Source organism: Comamonas aquatica NBRC 14918 (genome assembly GCF_000739875.1).
Lineage (GTDB): Bacteria > Pseudomonadota > Gammaproteobacteria > Burkholderiales > Burkholderiaceae_C > Comamonas > Comamonas aquatica.
The window spans coordinates 1-14,189 of record NZ_BBJR01000085.1 but is presented as its reverse complement, the minus strand read 5'-3'; the positions used below and the strand labels follow the sequence as shown (position 1 = coordinate 14,189).

Annotated in this window: 20 protein-coding genes; 12 read left to right on the top strand and 8 right to left on the bottom strand. The window is 63.0% G+C overall.

The genetic code is table 11. The features are described from left to right. Window positions 1-45: 45 nt before the first annotated feature. Complete coding sequence (gene virB5, locus CA2_RS16680) at window positions 46-765, bottom strand: P-type DNA transfer protein VirB5 (RefSeq protein ID WP_042420104.1); 720 nt, start codon at window positions 763-765, stop codon at window positions 46-48. 304 nt (window positions 766-1,069) lie between these two features. Further along, window positions 1,070-1,255 carry a hypothetical protein gene (locus CA2_RS16675; RefSeq protein ID WP_042420098.1) on the bottom strand — a complete coding sequence of 62 codons (186 nt, stop codon included), beginning with the start codon at window positions 1,253-1,255 and terminating at the stop codon, window positions 1,070-1,072. On the opposite strand from CA2_RS16675, the gene CA2_RS18420 reads away from it, so the two are divergent. From CA2_RS18420 to CA2_RS16640, 7 genes are all read left to right on the top strand, one after another. Beyond that, on the top strand, window positions 1,241-1,681 hold the full coding sequence (locus CA2_RS18420) for a transcriptional repressor KorB C-terminal beta-barrel domain-containing protein (protein ID WP_202118834.1): 441 nt from the start codon (window positions 1,241-1,243) through the stop codon (window positions 1,679-1,681). The two genes, CA2_RS16675 and CA2_RS18420, sit on opposite strands and share 15 nt — an antisense overlap. Window positions 1,682-1,921: 240 nt before the next feature. Next, window positions 1,922-2,617 (top strand): plasmid mobilization protein, encoded by a 696-nt coding sequence (locus tag CA2_RS16665; RefSeq protein ID WP_245620990.1) that lies wholly within the window; start codon window positions 1,922-1,924, stop codon window positions 2,615-2,617. A gap of 91 nt (window positions 2,618-2,708) precedes the next feature. Beyond that, a complete protein-coding gene (gene parA, locus CA2_RS16660; protein WP_042420090.1) occupies window positions 2,709-3,338 on the top strand; it encodes a ParA family partition ATPase in 630 nt (209 codons plus the stop codon). Window positions 3,339-3,358: 20 nt separating this feature from the next. Further along, window positions 3,359-3,574, top strand: a complete 216-nt coding sequence (locus CA2_RS16655; RefSeq protein ID WP_042420110.1) for a plasmid partition protein ParG — start codon at window positions 3,359-3,361, stop codon at window positions 3,572-3,574. A gap of 47 nt (window positions 3,575-3,621) precedes the next feature. After that, complete coding sequence (locus CA2_RS16650) at window positions 3,622-5,082, top strand: Eco57I restriction-modification methylase domain-containing protein (protein WP_042420086.1); 1,461 nt, start codon at window positions 3,622-3,624, stop codon at window positions 5,080-5,082. Then, on the top strand, window positions 5,079-6,032 hold the full coding sequence (locus CA2_RS16645) for a BsuBI/PstI family type II restriction endonuclease (protein ID WP_042420083.1): 954 nt from the start codon (window positions 5,079-5,081) through the stop codon (window positions 6,030-6,032). Before CA2_RS16650 ends, CA2_RS16645 begins: the two co-directional genes overlap by 4 nt. A 14-nt stretch (window positions 6,033-6,046) precedes the next feature. After that, window positions 6,047-6,289, top strand: a complete 243-nt coding sequence (locus CA2_RS16640; protein ID WP_042420079.1) for a hypothetical protein — start codon at window positions 6,047-6,049, stop codon at window positions 6,287-6,289. A gap of 68 nt (window positions 6,290-6,357) precedes the next feature. Here CA2_RS16640 and CA2_RS16635 read toward each other — a convergent pair whose 3' ends face one another. Continuing rightward, window positions 6,358-6,936, bottom strand: a complete 579-nt coding sequence (locus tag CA2_RS16635) for a recombinase family protein (RefSeq protein ID WP_042420077.1) — start codon at window positions 6,934-6,936, stop codon at window positions 6,358-6,360. Window positions 6,937-7,139: 203 nt separating this feature from the next. Between CA2_RS16635 and CA2_RS16630 the strand changes: the two genes are divergently transcribed. The 5 genes from CA2_RS16630 (at window position 7,140) to CA2_RS16610 (ending at window position 11,688) form a co-directional block, all read left to right on the top strand. Then, window positions 7,140-7,394: a FitA-like ribbon-helix-helix domain-containing protein gene (locus tag CA2_RS16630; protein WP_042420075.1), complete on the top strand. Its 255-nt coding sequence runs from the start codon at window positions 7,140-7,142 to the stop codon at window positions 7,392-7,394. Then, a complete protein-coding gene (locus CA2_RS16625; RefSeq protein ID WP_042420073.1) occupies window positions 7,391-7,813 on the top strand; it encodes a type II toxin-antitoxin system VapC family toxin in 423 nt (140 codons plus the stop codon). The genes CA2_RS16630 and CA2_RS16625 overlap by 4 nt, the downstream gene beginning before the upstream one ends. A 136-nt stretch (window positions 7,814-7,949) precedes the next feature. Beyond that, window positions 7,950-8,315 (top strand): hypothetical protein, encoded by a 366-nt coding sequence (locus tag CA2_RS16620; protein WP_042420072.1) that lies wholly within the window; start codon window positions 7,950-7,952, stop codon window positions 8,313-8,315. Window positions 8,316-8,417: 102 nt separating this feature from the next. Next, on the top strand, window positions 8,418-9,590 hold the full coding sequence (locus tag CA2_RS16615; protein ID WP_245620989.1) for a replication protein RepA: 1,173 nt from the start codon (window positions 8,418-8,420) through the stop codon (window positions 9,588-9,590). A 1,183-nt stretch (window positions 9,591-10,773) separates the two neighbouring features. Then, a complete protein-coding gene (locus CA2_RS16610; protein ID WP_042420068.1) occupies window positions 10,774-11,688 on the top strand; it encodes a DNA-binding protein in 915 nt (304 codons plus the stop codon). Window positions 11,689-11,924: 236 nt separating this feature from the next. On the opposite strand, the gene CA2_RS18165 is transcribed toward CA2_RS16610, so the two are convergent. The 5 genes from CA2_RS18165 to CA2_RS18320 are packed head-to-tail and all read right to left on the bottom strand — an operon-like array spanning window position 11,925 to window position 14,188. After that, window positions 11,925-12,083 carry a hypothetical protein gene (locus tag CA2_RS18165; protein ID WP_131862431.1) on the bottom strand — a complete coding sequence of 53 codons (159 nt, stop codon included), beginning with the start codon at window positions 12,081-12,083 and terminating at the stop codon, window positions 11,925-11,927. After that, window positions 12,080-12,343: a hypothetical protein gene (locus tag CA2_RS16605; RefSeq protein ID WP_245620988.1), complete on the bottom strand. Its 264-nt coding sequence runs from the start codon at window positions 12,341-12,343 to the stop codon at window positions 12,080-12,082. Before CA2_RS16605 ends, CA2_RS18165 begins: the two co-directional genes overlap by 4 nt. A 45-nt stretch (window positions 12,344-12,388) precedes the next feature. After that, window positions 12,389-13,480 carry a TrbL/VirB6 family protein gene (locus tag CA2_RS16600; protein ID WP_042420061.1) on the bottom strand — a complete coding sequence of 364 codons (1,092 nt, stop codon included), beginning with the start codon at window positions 13,478-13,480 and terminating at the stop codon, window positions 12,389-12,391. A 1-nt stretch (window position 13,481) separates the two neighbouring features. Next, window positions 13,482-13,742 (bottom strand): EexN family lipoprotein, encoded by a 261-nt coding sequence (locus tag CA2_RS16595; protein WP_042420057.1) that lies wholly within the window; start codon window positions 13,740-13,742, stop codon window positions 13,482-13,484. Continuing rightward, window positions 13,739-14,188 carry a hypothetical protein gene (locus tag CA2_RS18320; protein ID WP_042420054.1) on the bottom strand — a complete coding sequence of 150 codons (450 nt, stop codon included), beginning with the start codon at window positions 14,186-14,188 and terminating at the stop codon, window positions 13,739-13,741. The genes CA2_RS16595 and CA2_RS18320 overlap by 4 nt, the downstream gene beginning before the upstream one ends. Window position 14,189: the final 1 nt, after the last annotated feature.

The following is a 14,189-nucleotide window of genomic DNA, read 5'->3' as shown; positions in this document are numbered from 1 at the left end:
ACCAGGACAGGCACGTGAAAGAAGGAAATCATGGTCGTGTCTCCCTCAGTTCGTGACTTGGGGCTGAATCCAGCCGCGCCGTGCGTTGGCCTTGGCGTTCAACTCGCGTTGCCGTTGCTGTTGCAAGCGGTCTTCGGCTGCCGCGACCATCTGATACATCTGGAGCTTGGTTTGCTCGTTCTGGATCATGGCTTGCTCGGCAGCGATGCGCCCTTGCAGTTCGGCGATAGCCTTCGGGTCGGGCGTGTCGTTGATCTTCGCCATGAGCTGGTCGATTTGATTCAGCCGCGACTTGGCCTTGTCGTAGGCGTCCAGGGCGAACGCCTTGTCCTGGGAACCCTTGACGGCTTGGGCTTCGCAGGCCGTGCGCTGTTCTGCGACCTTGTAATGGGCGCAGGCGTCATAGACCTTGTTGCTTTCGTATATCGAGGCCGCCCGGCCGCTCAGGCCGGAATAGCCGCCCGTCTTCACAGAGTCATAGACGCCCTGCCAGTCGCTCGGCAGGTAGTCGCGCAGCGCCGGGTTATTCATGATCTGCCCCAGGCCGCGCGAGCCGGTCAGGGATTGGTACTGCTGCTTCATCTGGTCGATTTGGCTGACCATCTGGTCATACTGCATCTTCCATTTCGCCATCGTCTCGATTTGCTGCTGGATGCTGTTGGCGATGGAAGCGCCATCGGTGACCGGAATCTGCGCGTGCGCGAGGTTGCCCAGCAATGCCGAGCAGGCGACGGCGAGCGCCGTCAGGGACTTGAGGGATTTCATGCTTGCCACTCCTTTCGGTTGAAGGGAGGGCATCGGGCTTGTCAGCCGTTCCGCCTGTGGTGGCGGTCTTGCTCCCCATCCGGGAGCGCACCCTAGCGGGCTATCACAACGCGCCTTTCCGCGTGGTCATGCTGTCCTGTTCCAGCCTGTCATACCGGGCGCAGCGCGGAGCCGGTCAAGTAGATGGGCGACGCCCAAAACTAATGTCTTGATACTACCAAACGAGCCTATTTTGGCACGTTCTCTATGCTTTGAGTATAGCCTATTTATGCGCAAATGAGTAAATGAATTTAACTTCACTTGCTCAAAAGAGCAGAAACGCAGCCAGTCCAGCCACTACACCGGAGGTCACGCCAGAGACAAGCGCAGCCGTCCAGATCGAGCGACTGGTTTCCACCGTCGAGCGGGCCACCTGCCCCATTGCTTCGACGATTTCCTGCCGTATCGCCTTGCGGGTCGATTCCAATACTTCGGCATGTTCCCGCAGCATGGCCGCTTTCAGCTCGGCCGCCTCGGCATGACGCTGCCGGGTCTTCGTGTCTCACAGGGTTTGTGCCTGCTTCACCACTTCGCCATTGATCGCCTTGCCGGTCCCCTGCCCTCGCCTGCTGACACTGGCGGCACCGATGGCGACCCGGCAAAATTTCGTCATGACGAAATTTCGGGCGGCAACCAGGGCGGCACCGACAAGCAAGGCACCGAGCCGAAGACCAAGCCAAAGGCGACCCCCGGCACCGATGGCGACGACACAGGCGCGGGCGGCACCGAACCCGGCGACCTGGGCGAGCTGACCAGTTGGCCGCGTGGCAAGGCCGTATCCGACCCGGACGCCATGAAAAAGCCGCTGTTGCTGGTCGAGTACGAAGGGCGCGCGGCGGCTGTCTTGCTGACCGAGCGAACTTGTTCACCGCTGTAGGCCACGTTTCGATGCCAAGAAAAAGCCGCCGTAAGGCGGCTCTCGTTCCCATCACGAAATTCTTCCGTGAGTGTCGGGCGCAAGACCGCGTTTCCCGACAAAAGAGGGCCAAAACTTCGTCATGACGAAAAGAGTGTGGGGAGGGTGGGCTAATGCAGGATAGGCTAACGCCGGTATTTTGTGCCACACTACGCGAAGCCGGAATCATGTGTGGCGACGGCTTCTCGCGAAGATTTCGTCATGACGAAAATTTCCGGCTGCATGCCAACACATGGGACACCCCCCTTTTCCCCGGAGAAGGCCATGCCAAGAAAAGCCAAAATCGGGGCAACCCGAAGCAGTCACATCTACCGCGTTCGCGTCCCCGTCGAGCTGCAAGAGCAGTGGGACGCGTGGTGTGCCCGGACGGACAAGAAACCATCCGAGGTGATGCGGGCACTGATGCGCTACATCGTCCAGGACGACATGCCGGCCGAGGTGCGCGACTGGATCGCCGCCCAGGCAGCCGGCCAGCCCGACGACGGGCCGAAGGAGCGGATCGAGGTTCGCTTGACGCCGACCGAGTACCAATGCGTCACGACCAGGGCCGAGGCCGAGGGCTGTTCGCCTACCCGCTGGATCATCAATTGCGTGCGGGCCAGTCTCACCCATGAGCCGCAATTCACGATGGAGGCGACCAGGGCGCTATGGGAATCGTCCTATCAGCTCCGAAGCATCGGCCGGAACTTGAACCAAATCACCAAGCGACTGAACGAGGGCGGGCGCGTCAGTCTCAAGGCGGAGCAGATCGAGAAGCTGGCGACGTACATCTACAGGCACACGGACAAGGTGGCCGCCGTCCAGGACGCAAGTCTTAGCCGCTGGAAGCTGGACATCGAGCCGGGCGGCAAGGCCGCCTTTCCCCTGCCCGGCGCAGCGCCGGGGGGCAGCGTGTAGGCCGGAGAGGGTCGAGCACGGCCGCTTTACCGCCCAGGGCAATACGCATATACTCCAATGAGTAAATACGTTTTCACTCAAAGGATGCTATATGCACGTCATCGCCGTTCTGAACCAAAAGGGCGGGTCGGGTAAGACGACCATCGCCACACACCTAGCCCGCGCCTTGCAGTTGGACGGCAAGGATGTCTTGCTTGTCGATTCCGACCCCCAGGGCAGCGCCCGCGATTGGGCCGCCGTGCGCGAGGACAACCCGCTGGCCGTTGTCGGCATCGACCGGCCAACCATTGACCGCGACTTGAAGGCCATCGGCCGGAAAGACTTCGTGGTGATCGACGGAGCGCCCCAGGCGGCCGACTTGGCCGTGTCGGCCATCAAGGCCGCCTCGTTCATCCTGATCCCGGTGCAACCCTCCCCATACGACATTTGGGCGACGGCCGATCTTGTCGAGCTGGTGAAGCAGCGGATCGAGGTTACGGACGGCAAGCTGCAAGCCGCCTTTGTCGTGTCCAGGGCCATCAAGGGCACCCGCATCGGGGCCGAAGTCACCGACGCGTTGAACGGCTACGGCCTGCCCGTCTTGGAGTCACGTATCACGCAGCGGGTGATCTATCCAGGTACGGCCGCCGCCGGAACCACGGTCATGGATGACGAACCCGAAGGCGATGCCGCCCGCGAGGTACGCGCCCTGATGGCCGAGATTACGCAAAAACTCATTTGAGCTTATGAGGATTTGAAATGATGAGCACAAAAGGCACCCTCAGCGCAGGCCGGCCGAGCGCGAAGACCAACAAGGCCGCAACCCTTGCCAGTCTCGCCGACAAGGCGACCACCAAGCGCGTGAACTTCGACTTGAGCGCCGAGCAGCACACCAAGCTCAAGGTCTATGCCGCCAAGCAGGGGAAGACCGTCAAGGAGCTGCTGACGGATTTCGTTGAACAGCTTCCGAGTGATTGAGTAAATGAGTTTAAGAGCGAATCATCAAAGCGAGGCGGGGGGCAACAATGCTGCAAGTGGTCGATAACGTGCGCAAAGAGGTGTCCCCGCGCATCACGCAGAAACGTAAGGCCGAGTTCGGCCAGTTCATGACGCCTTCGAGTGTGGCCCGCTTCATGGCGTCCCTGTTCCCCGCCAGCACCCTGCAGACTTGTCGGCTACTGGATGCCGGCGCCGGGGTAGGCGCCTTGTCGTGCGCGTTCCTGGATCGCTGGACGGCCGGCGGCTTCGCATTCGAGACGGTCGAAGCGACCGCCTACGAGATTGACGACACCTTGCGGGGGCACTTGGCGCAGCACTTGGCCGGCTACAACCAGGTCAAGGCGAACATCATCGCGGGCGACTACATCGAACTGGCGACCTTGGAAGGTCTGCAGGGGCAGGGCTACACCCATGCCATCCTCAATCCACCTTACAAGAAGATCAACAGCAATTCCGCGCACCGGCTGGCCCTGCGCCGTGTCGGCATCGAGACGGTGAACCTGTATAGCGCCTTCGTCGCGCTTGCCGTCGCCCAGGCCGCGCCGGGCGGGCAGATCGTTGCCATCATCCCGCGCAGCTTCTGCAATGGGCCGTATTACCGCCCGTTCCGCGATTTCATCCTTGAGCGTGCAGCCGTCCGCCACATGCACCTGTTCGAGTCGCGCAGCAAGGCATTCAAGGATGACGAGGTTCTGCAAGAGAACATCATCATCCGCTTGGAGCGGGACGGCCAGCAGGGGCCGGTGACGGTTACGACATCGACCGATGACACCTTCGCCGACCTTGTGACCCACGAACACCCGTTCGACCGGATCGTGTTCCCGGATGACCCGGAGCGGTTCATTCACGTCCCCACGTCCCCGGAGAAGAACGCCATCGAGCTATCCGAGGCGATCCGCTCCACGCTGGCCGACTTGGGCATCAAGGTATCCACCGGCCCGGTGGTCGATTTCAGGCTGAAAGAGCACCTGCGCGACATGCCAGGGGAGGGCACCGTTCCCCTGCTGTATCCGGGCCATTTCAGCAGCACCGGCACCACATGGCCCATCGAGGGCATGAAGAAGCCGAACGCCATCGAGCGCAACGCCGACACCGAAAAATGGCTGTACCCGAGCGGCTTCTACTGCGTGGTTCGCCGCTTCTCGTCCAAGGAAGAAAAGCGCCGGATTGTGGCGAGCGTGGTCGAGCCGAGCGCCTTCGGTGACGTGCCCGTGTTGGGCTTCGAGAACCACCTGAACCTGTTCCACGAGAACAAGCGCGGATTGCCCGAGGCGCTGGCCCGTGGGCTGGCCGTGTTCCTGAATACGACCGCGGTTGATGAGAATTTCAGGCGCTTCAACGGCCATACCCAGGTCAATGCGACCGACCTCAAGCTGATGAAGTACCCGCGCCGTGAAACCCTGATCGAGCTTGGCGAGTGGGCCATGCAGCAAGGAACGCTCACGCAAGAACAGATCGACGCCAAGCTAGGAACCCTGACCGAATGAACGACAAGAACGACTACATCGAGGCCGCGCACCAAATCATCATTGCCCTGGGCCTGCCCAGGGCGCAGCAAAACGAGCGTTCCGCGCTGTCGCTGCTGGCCCTGCTGAACCTCACGCCGGGCAAGGCGTGGGCCGACGCGGAAAACCCCCTTGTGGGCATCACGCCCATCATGGATTGGGCGCGCGAGCACTACGGCAAGGAGTACGCACCGAACACCCGCGAGACGTTTCGCCGGCAGACCATGCACCAGTTCTGCGATGCCGGCATTGCCCTCTACAACCCGGACAAGCCCGACCGGCCGGTGAACAGCCCGAAGGCCGTCTATCAGATCGAGCCGGCCGCGCTGGCCCTGCTGCGTACCTTCGGCACGCCGGCATGGCATGACAGCCTGACCGCCTATCTGGCCGAGCGGGAAACGCTGGTTGCCCGCTATGCCAAGGAGCGCGAGCAGAACCGTATCCCGGTCGAGATTGCACCGGGCAAGGAAATCACCCTCAGCCCCGGTGAACATAGCGAGCTGATCCGGGCCATCATCGAGGACTTCGCCCCGCGCTTCGCGCCCGGTAGCGTGCTGGTCTATGCCGGCGACACGGGCGACAAGTGGGGCTACTTCGACGCGCCCTTGCTGGCCGGCCTGGGCGTCGATGTGGATTCACACGGCAAGATGCCCGACGTGGTGCTGCACTTCACCGCGAAAAACTGGCTGCTGCTGGTCGAGTCCGTCACCAGTCACGGCCCGGTCGATGGCAAGCGTCACGCCGAGCTGGCGAAGCTGTTCGCCGGATCGACTGCCGGACTGGTCTATGTGACCGCCTTCCCGAACCGGGCCATCATGGGCCGCTACCTGGGCGAAATCGCCTGGGAAACCGAAGTGTGGGTGGCTGATGCACCGTCCCATCTGATCCACTTCAACGGCGTGCGTTTCCTTGGCCCGTACCCCACTGAATGACCGCAGGAGGATCTATGTCCAACGAGACAGCGAAAGAGGTATTGCGCGGCTACGGCAGAGCCAACGCGGCCGGGTTGGCGTCACTGATGGATGTCGAGGACTGGCAGCGCATCGCCCGCCAGGAGCTGGAGCGCCGGGCAACCAGCATCGTGCAGGCGCTGGACGATGCCACCCTTGAAGCCATCGCGGCCGGTGAAATCGACATGCGGGCCATGTGCCGGCAAGTGCTCGAAGAACAGGGCAGGGCGCAGGCTTAAACGCTCATGCGAGTTATTGAGGAAACAAGTTTTTGAGTAAATGAATGGTGACAGGCCCGCGCACCAGGTCAAGCGGGTTTGTCACCAGTCGCCGCCCCTTCCTTCATGCCCGGCGCGTACTTGTAGAGCGTGCTACGCCCGATCTTGAGCGCCTTGCAAATCTCCGTCACCGACCGATTGCCGACGGCCATCGCCTGAATCGCCGCGACCTTCTCAGCGGGCAGGGCAGGGCGTCCGCCCTTGCGCCCGCGTGCCCTTGCCGCAGCAAGCCCCGCGTGCGTGCGCTCCACGATCAAGCGCCGCTCGAACTCGGCCAGCGCCGCGAACACATGGAACACCAGACGGCCGGCGGCCGAGCTGGTTTCAATCCGTTCCGTGACACTCTCGAAGCCGACCCCGGCGGCTTCCAGCTCGCCCACGATCTTGACCAGCTCGGGCAGCGAGCGGCCGAGGCGGTCGAGCCGCCACACGACCAGGACATCCCCCTTGCGGGCATACGACAGGGCTTCATCCAAGCCCGGCCGGGCTGCCTTTGCACCGCTGGCCGTATCGGTGAACACCTTTTCGCAGCCGGCCGCCGTCAGGGCGTCCCGCTGCAAGTCCATGCGCTGATCGTCGGTCGATACCCGCGCGTAACCGATCTTCATGTTTTCGTCCGTTTATTCGATGAAGCAGGCAGTTTATAGACTTTGATTTATAGACGCCATTGCGGACAAAGAACAGGCCCGAAAGCAGGGCGGGGCGGGCCGGTGTTGCGCAATCCACAAAACGACCGTTTTAGGACTGTTGCGAAGTGATAGCATTATCATTAGAATGCTTTCATTGATAGCGCAAAGCGCAGGAGGCTAACATGGCGACAGTTACCGTTAGAAATCTGCCGGACGAGGTGCATCGCGCGCTTCGTGTGCGCGCAGCAACGCACGGCCGCAGCACCGAGGCCGAAATCCGCGACATCCTCGAATCGACCGTTCGCCCGCCGGAGCGGCTTCGCCTGGGAACGGCCTTGGCCGAGCTGGGCCGCCGCGTCGGGCTGACCGATGACGACATCGCAGCCTTCGAGCAGGTGCGCGACAAGACCCCGGCCGAGCCTGTGAGATTTGAATGATCGTCTTGGATACCAACGTCGTTTCCGAGGCAATGAAAGCGGAACCGAATCCCGCCGTGCGGGCGTGGCTGGATGAGCAGGCGGCCGAAACCCTCTACCTGTCCAGCGTCACGCTTGCCGAACTGCTGTTCGGCATCGGTGCCTTGCCGTCTGGCCGGCGCAAAGATGCGCTGTCGCAAACGCTGGATGGCCTCCTGGAGCTGTTCGGGGATCGCGTGCTTGCCTTCGACACCGACGCAGCGCGGCACTACGCCGAGCTGGCCGTTACCGCCCGTGCCGCCGGCAAGGGCTTCCCCACACCAGACGGCTACATCGCCGCCATTGCGAACGCTCGCGGCTTCACCGTCGCCACGCGCGACGTTGCGCCGTTCCAAGCAGCCGGCCTCAACGTCATCAACCCGTGGGAGGCCATGCAGTGACGGCACAGGACAGTTTCCCCACGGCGCTGTCAGCGCCGTGACAACGTGGTGACGCCGGCGAGTTGGCCAGGTCGCCGAGCTGTCACCAATACCAACCCCGGCGCGCCAACGCCGGTTTTTCTAGGAGTGGCGAACGATGAACCAGAGCATTGAACAGACGGGTATCCCGCAAGACCAGAGCGAGGGCTTTGTGAACGCTTTCTTTGAACAGTTGGAGCCGAGGCCGAAGAAGGCCCGGCCGTGGACGTTTGACCGCCTGAACGCGGCTTGCGACACCCCCGGCGCAGAGCCGGTGCAGGCGGTTTTGTATCCCGACGATGCCGCCGGCTTCACGCTGTACGCGCGTCAGGGCCGCACGTTGCGCGCCGTCACCTACCACGGCCAGCCGGTGCGCTTCCGCACGTTCGAGAAGGCGCTTACCACGCTGGCCGACGTGTCCGGCCTGTCGCCGGAAATCGTTGTCGATGCCTCGAACTGGCGCGAGGAGAGCGGGCCGCTATGAGGCCAGAAAAGAAAAGCCCGACACGCGCCAACGTGTCGGGCCGGGTGCGGCCCCGGAGTGGCGAACTCAGTAAGGGCCGCTGACCATTACCAAAACAGGCGAATGACCATGACCAATCTTATCAAAAACGGGAACCGACAGACAGCCCTAGACCTGGGCGACCAGTTCGACGAAACGGCTTACCGTGCCGAGCTGATCGCCGCCGGCATCGAGCCGGCCGCCGCTGCCGATATTGCCGCCAAGACCGCCCAGGCGCGCGGCAAGCGTGATCGCTCGCCGCTGAATGTCGGTGCATCGCTGAACCTACCGCCAGCCGTCAAGGATGCCGTGCAGCGCGTTGAGCGCGCCCAGGAGAAGGCCACGCCGGCCAAGAAGGCCAGCGCCGGCCGCGCCCTGGCCCTCAGCAAGCAAGAAGGCAAGCTGCTGGAGGTGGCGATCGACATCGCCACGACGCCGCCATCCGGCGAGGACATGGCTTTCACCCATGCCGTGCTGTGTCAGGTCGGTTTGCCCCGCGCCAAGGTCGAGGGCCGCGAGTTCATGCGCCAGTCCGGCCAAGCCTGGGTGAACGTGCAAGCCGGGTGGCTGGACGAGGGCAAAGGGCCGGTGCAGCAGCCCATTCCCTACGGCGTGATGCCGCGCCTTGCGCTGGCCTGGGTTTCTACGTTCGCAGTGCGCCACGGCACGCGCGAAATCCCCATCGGTGACAGTGCGGCCGACTTCCTGCGCCTGATGCTGGGAGCCGATACCGCGAGCCAGGGCGCACGCTATACGACCTTGCGCAAGCAGATGCACGCCTTGGCCGCGTGCCGCTTGCAGCTCGGTTTCCGAGGCCGCACGTTCAACGGTCAGCCCGTCGAGCAGTTCGACGCCTGGGTGTCCAACCGCGACAGCCAGCAAAAGCCGCTTTGGCCGGGCGTGATGACGCTCTCAGAGCACTACTTCAACGAGCTGCGTGATAGCGCCGTGCCGCTGGACAATCGCGCCATGCACGCGCTGAAAGGCTCCGCGCTGGCGTTGGACGTGTACGCATGGCTGGCCCATCGTCTTCACCGCATCGAGGGCAAGGGCGTTGTGCTGCATTGGAAGTCGCTGCGCGAGCAGTTCGCCCAGGAGTACAAGGGCAAAGACCCGGACAAGGACTTCAAGAAGGAGTTTCTGCCGGTGCTGCGCAAGGTGCAGGCCGTCTATCCGAGTGCCAACGTCAAGCAGGTGACGGGCGGGCTGCTGTTGCTCGGCTCGCCGCCACCGATTCCGAAGAAGCTCACAAAGTAGGCTCACCCTGGCGATGCCAGGGCCGGGCTATCGTGCTGCGCATCGAGCCTGCCGGCATGGCCGACTGTCTCGCCCCTTCGGGCTTCTATCCCTTTCGTTCCGCCGTCCCGGCGGGTCGTGGTGACATCGCATCGAGCTGGCCAGCTCGGCCGCGTCACCATCGCATGACTGAGCGCGATAAATCGCCCCCCCCTCGACTGGCCGCCAAGCCGCGCCAGAACGATAAATCACCCCCCCTTGATCCGCCGCGACCGGCGTCCGACTGGTGACAGATCGGCGCGACCAGGTGCGCGCGTTGTCACCATCGCGGAAAGTGGAAAAACCCTGTGGATAGTGCGACTTATCCACGATAAATCGCACCCCCCCAGCGCGATAAATCGCACCCCCCCTAGGCCGGTTGTCCACGATAAATCGCACCCCCCTTGCGCGATAAATTCCCCCCCCCCTAAAACCGGTACGGTTCTGCCTTTAAAAAAAGATCCTATAAATTTTTGCTGGTAGTAGGAGCGCCGCTTTCGGTGGAAAACTCTACCGACAGCGCAAACGAAGCGGCGCAGAGCGGCCTACGGCCGGGGCACCCCTGCGGGGTTCCCCCGGACAAGCCGGCTCCCCCTCCGGCTCAAATGGCTGGCCTTCGGCCAGGACTGTTTACCAGGGCTCGGCTACCGCCGCGCGGTTCCACTCCGAACCGCCGAGGCCACCAGAACGCACAGGAAGGCCGTAGAGGCGTTTTCCTGCAGGTCTGCAGGGTCAGGGAAGGGGAAGCGCTTAAAACGCGCCTACGGCGCTTCCTGGAGCTTTCTACGACCGCTGAAACTGTCTTGCGGATGCATGGCAGAAGGGACACGCCGCCCCCACGCCGGCCGATGGCCGTCGAGAGGGAGAAAGGCGCTTGCAGCGCCTACCACCCATCCCCCCGCCCTTCCCGCCAGCGGGAAGGGAGCGAGTCGCCCTCTGTCGTCAGGGGGGCAGCCGGCGGGGCGCTTCGCTTCCTTGTCTGCCCCCTGCCGGTGAGCGTTGGGCCGCTCCTGCCGCGTCAAGGGGCCGTGTCCTCGCCCTTCGGGCTGCGGGCCGCACCAACCCCTTGACCCGTCATCCGCTCAAAACCGGGTTCAGGGAGTGGCGCAATAGGAATAATAATAGTAGTATTACGATTACTACCACTACACCAAAGGGTAACGCGATGGCACTCAGCCCGGACATCAAGGAACGCATCTTCGCCGCCGCCGACCAGCTCCATGCAGCCAGCGAAACCGGCGAGTTTCCAAGCGTGGAGGCCGTGCGCCAGCTCAGCCGTGCCGGCATGAACAACGTGGTCGAGGCGATGAAGGAATGGCGGCAGCAGCAGCGCAAGCAGGTGCAGACGGTCAGGGAGCCGATGCCGGCCGCCTTGCAGGCAGTTTTGCAGGACATGGGGCAGAGCCTGTGGGCCACGGCGCAGCAGCTCGCCAATGAATCGCTAGAGGCCGCCAAGGCAGCATTTGAGGCCGAGAAAGCCGACCTCATCGAGCTATCCGAACAGCAGTCGGAAGCGTTCGACACACAAGCGGCCGAGCTGGAGCGGGTGAAGACGCAGGCGCTCGATGCCGCCCAGGCGCACCAGGACGCCACGGAACGGGCCGCCGCTGAACTTGCCGCCGTGCGGGCCGAGCTGGCCCAGGCACTAACCCGCGCCGAGCGAGCCGAGGCGAAGGCCGACGAGATCGAGCGCCGGGCGACCGACCTGCGGGCCGAACTCGACCGCGCGCACCAGGACGCCGACCATGCCCGCGCCGGGCTGGCAGAGCAGAAGCAAGCCGCCCAGAATGCCACCGCCGAGCGCGACAGCATCCGGGCCGAGCTGGTGAAGACTCAGGCCACCATCGAGGCCGAGCGCAAGGCGAACCAGGAGCAGCAACAGAACACGGCCACCGAACTGGCGGCAATGCGTGCCGAACTGAACCAGGAGCGGAAAGCGACGGCCGAGGCCCGCGAGAAGGCTGCAGGGCTGGCCGGGCAGCTCGAAGCGACCCAAGCGCAGGCAAGCGCCCTACTCGCCCGACTGGATAAGCCCGAGGCGAAACCGGCCACGACCAGGAAGAAGGAGCCGAAAGCCTGATGCCTGTAGCGGCGCACCTGCGCCGCCTTTCTCACCACTGGCCCGGCAGGGCCAAAGGGGCGGCGTGCTGGTTTGCCCCTTTCCTGCCGTGTGGTGACAGATCCACGACCTGGCCAGCTCCCGGGCGTCACCAATTCGACCGATGGTGACAGGCCCGCGCGATCGAGGCAGATCCACCGCCACCAAAAGAAAAAGCCCCGCCGAGGCGGGGCCGTGGTGCAGGCCGTGAAGGACAGTTACCGCCGACGCAGCGCAAGCCGGACATGACGCCAGAAGATACGCCATTCGCCACGCTGGCCGCCATCGAGCAGCAGCGACCGGAACATGGCGAAGGCTTCGGCCGGGCGCTTGCGGTACGCCTGGGCCATCGCTTCGTCGTGCGGCTTATCCTTCATCGCTCGAACTCCATCACCGGAAGCGGGTAGGCCCGCGCTATGTTCTCCATGTTGTAGCCGTATTCCAGGCGGCCGAGCGTTGAGGGCTTCGCCCCTGTCCGCTTCGCCGCCTGGGCGACCGTCTGCACGTCTCTGGCGTGATCCGGGGCAAGGCCAGGAACCTTGGCCTTGATGTTCCGTGGATCGTCTGCCCGTTCCCACTCTTGCAGCCAGTGGGCAATGCGCCGGCTGTCAGGGACAAAACCCGTCGAGTGCGTCATGAGGCGCATTAGAGCTTCGTGTTCTAGTTGGCTGAACATGATTCATCACCCCTTCGACATGCTGCCGCCTTCTGGTCGCCACGCAGTCCGCAGCCGTTCCGCGACCGCATCACGATAAGCCGGATTTCGCGCCCAAAGGCTTCGTCCCATTGCAAGGTGTTCAAGGCGTCCGGCAGTAGTCTGGTGCCCGGTACGCGGGTCAAGGCGGGTTGATGTTGGGTTAATCATTCTTCCCGCTGCGCTCGCCATACGAGCCGGTGCAATAGCGCCTTGCGCCATCCCGCGCAGCGTCACGGCTGCACTGCTGATGCCGCCAGCTAGCTGCCCTGCCACGTTGTTGACCTCCTGGACGAGCCAGAACATTACGGACGTGAAGGTCAACAGTACCAAGGACGTGAACAGCGTGTTTTGATCGCTGTCCAGATCAACGCTATTCACGATGGCATCGAAGCCTTTGAAGATCAGACCCATGACAGCGGCCACCAGGGCAATGCGTAGGATGTACGTCATCACCTGCCCGAACCAGGAATCGAAGAACTTCGCCGTGACAGGCCAGAGCAACAGCGCAATAAAAAACGGCCCAATGCCGAGCATGAGCGTCAAGCCAGCCTTTGCGACAACGATCATGCCGCCGGCCGGGATGGCGAGCAGCCCGGTAGCAACCGCGATGATGATCGCGTTCAAGCCTTCGCCGAGCATCATGCCCATTTCAGTGAAACCCCGGTTCCCCGCACGTTCCCACAAGTCGCCAGCAATGCCCCAGCCTTTGCCGAGAGCCGCATCTATCACCTGATAGACCGATGTCGGGCTGGCCGATGCACCTGTTCCGGCGAAGGCTGACGTGAAGCCTGTTTCCATCGACTGGAGGCTTCCGACGACCCAATCCGAATAGGTGCTTGCATTCAGCGCCAGGGCACCAATGAACAGGTACTTGACGCACGTCTTGATGAACACCGAGAACGGCATTTCGACGTAACCCCACCCGATGGCATAGCCCATCAGCGTCAGGTGGATAGTGGCCCCGCCGATGAAGAACAGGGTGAAAGTCGAGATGACTTCGCCCACGGTGCCGCTGATGAACGGGTTCAGCGCGGCATCGAGGTACTGACCAATGAACTGAAAAATCATCGGGTCCATGTCATTCCTCCTTCTTGCCAGCATCGACCGGCGGCAGCTTCAAGAAGCCACGCCGGGAAAGGTCTTTCTCGTTCTGCGCCTGCTGGGCGTTGATGCAGTTCGGAGAGGCCGCCAGTTCGCCAGGATTGGCCTTGCACTTGGCGATCATTGCCTTGCGCTCGGTGTCGTGGGCCTTGTACCAATCGACGGTTTGAACTGGTGTGTTCTCGCCGCAGCCAGCCAGGACGGCCGCGACTATCAGGACAATGGAGAGCTTTTTCATTTCCGCACCTCCCGAACTTCCGCGTCGATGACGCGGCCGGAGCCGTGACGGGCTTCATGCTGCTGTGCGACTTCGAGGGCGTGGGCCAGCTCGGCCGCGCTGATGATCCGCAGAGCGGCAACCGTTCGCAGGGCGCTTTCTCGCGCTCCAGCCCAATGCGGTGCAATCCGCTCCCCGGTCTTGTTCAAGATGAACACGGACAGGGCAAGGCATGCCACCGACACGAACAATGCGGCATAGGGTGACAGCGGGCCTTCTTTGCCCGGTAGCGTCACAGCCGTCCAGTCGGCAAGCGCAACGACGAACGGCAAGAACGCCAGGATGCCGGCAGCAAGATCGGTGTGAGGCATTAACGGTGCTCGCCGGCTGACCTCCCGCGTGAAGCCCATACGGTGAATGCACACCCAGAAGCGCCAAAGCGGTATCAGGAGGAAGAACAAGCAAATC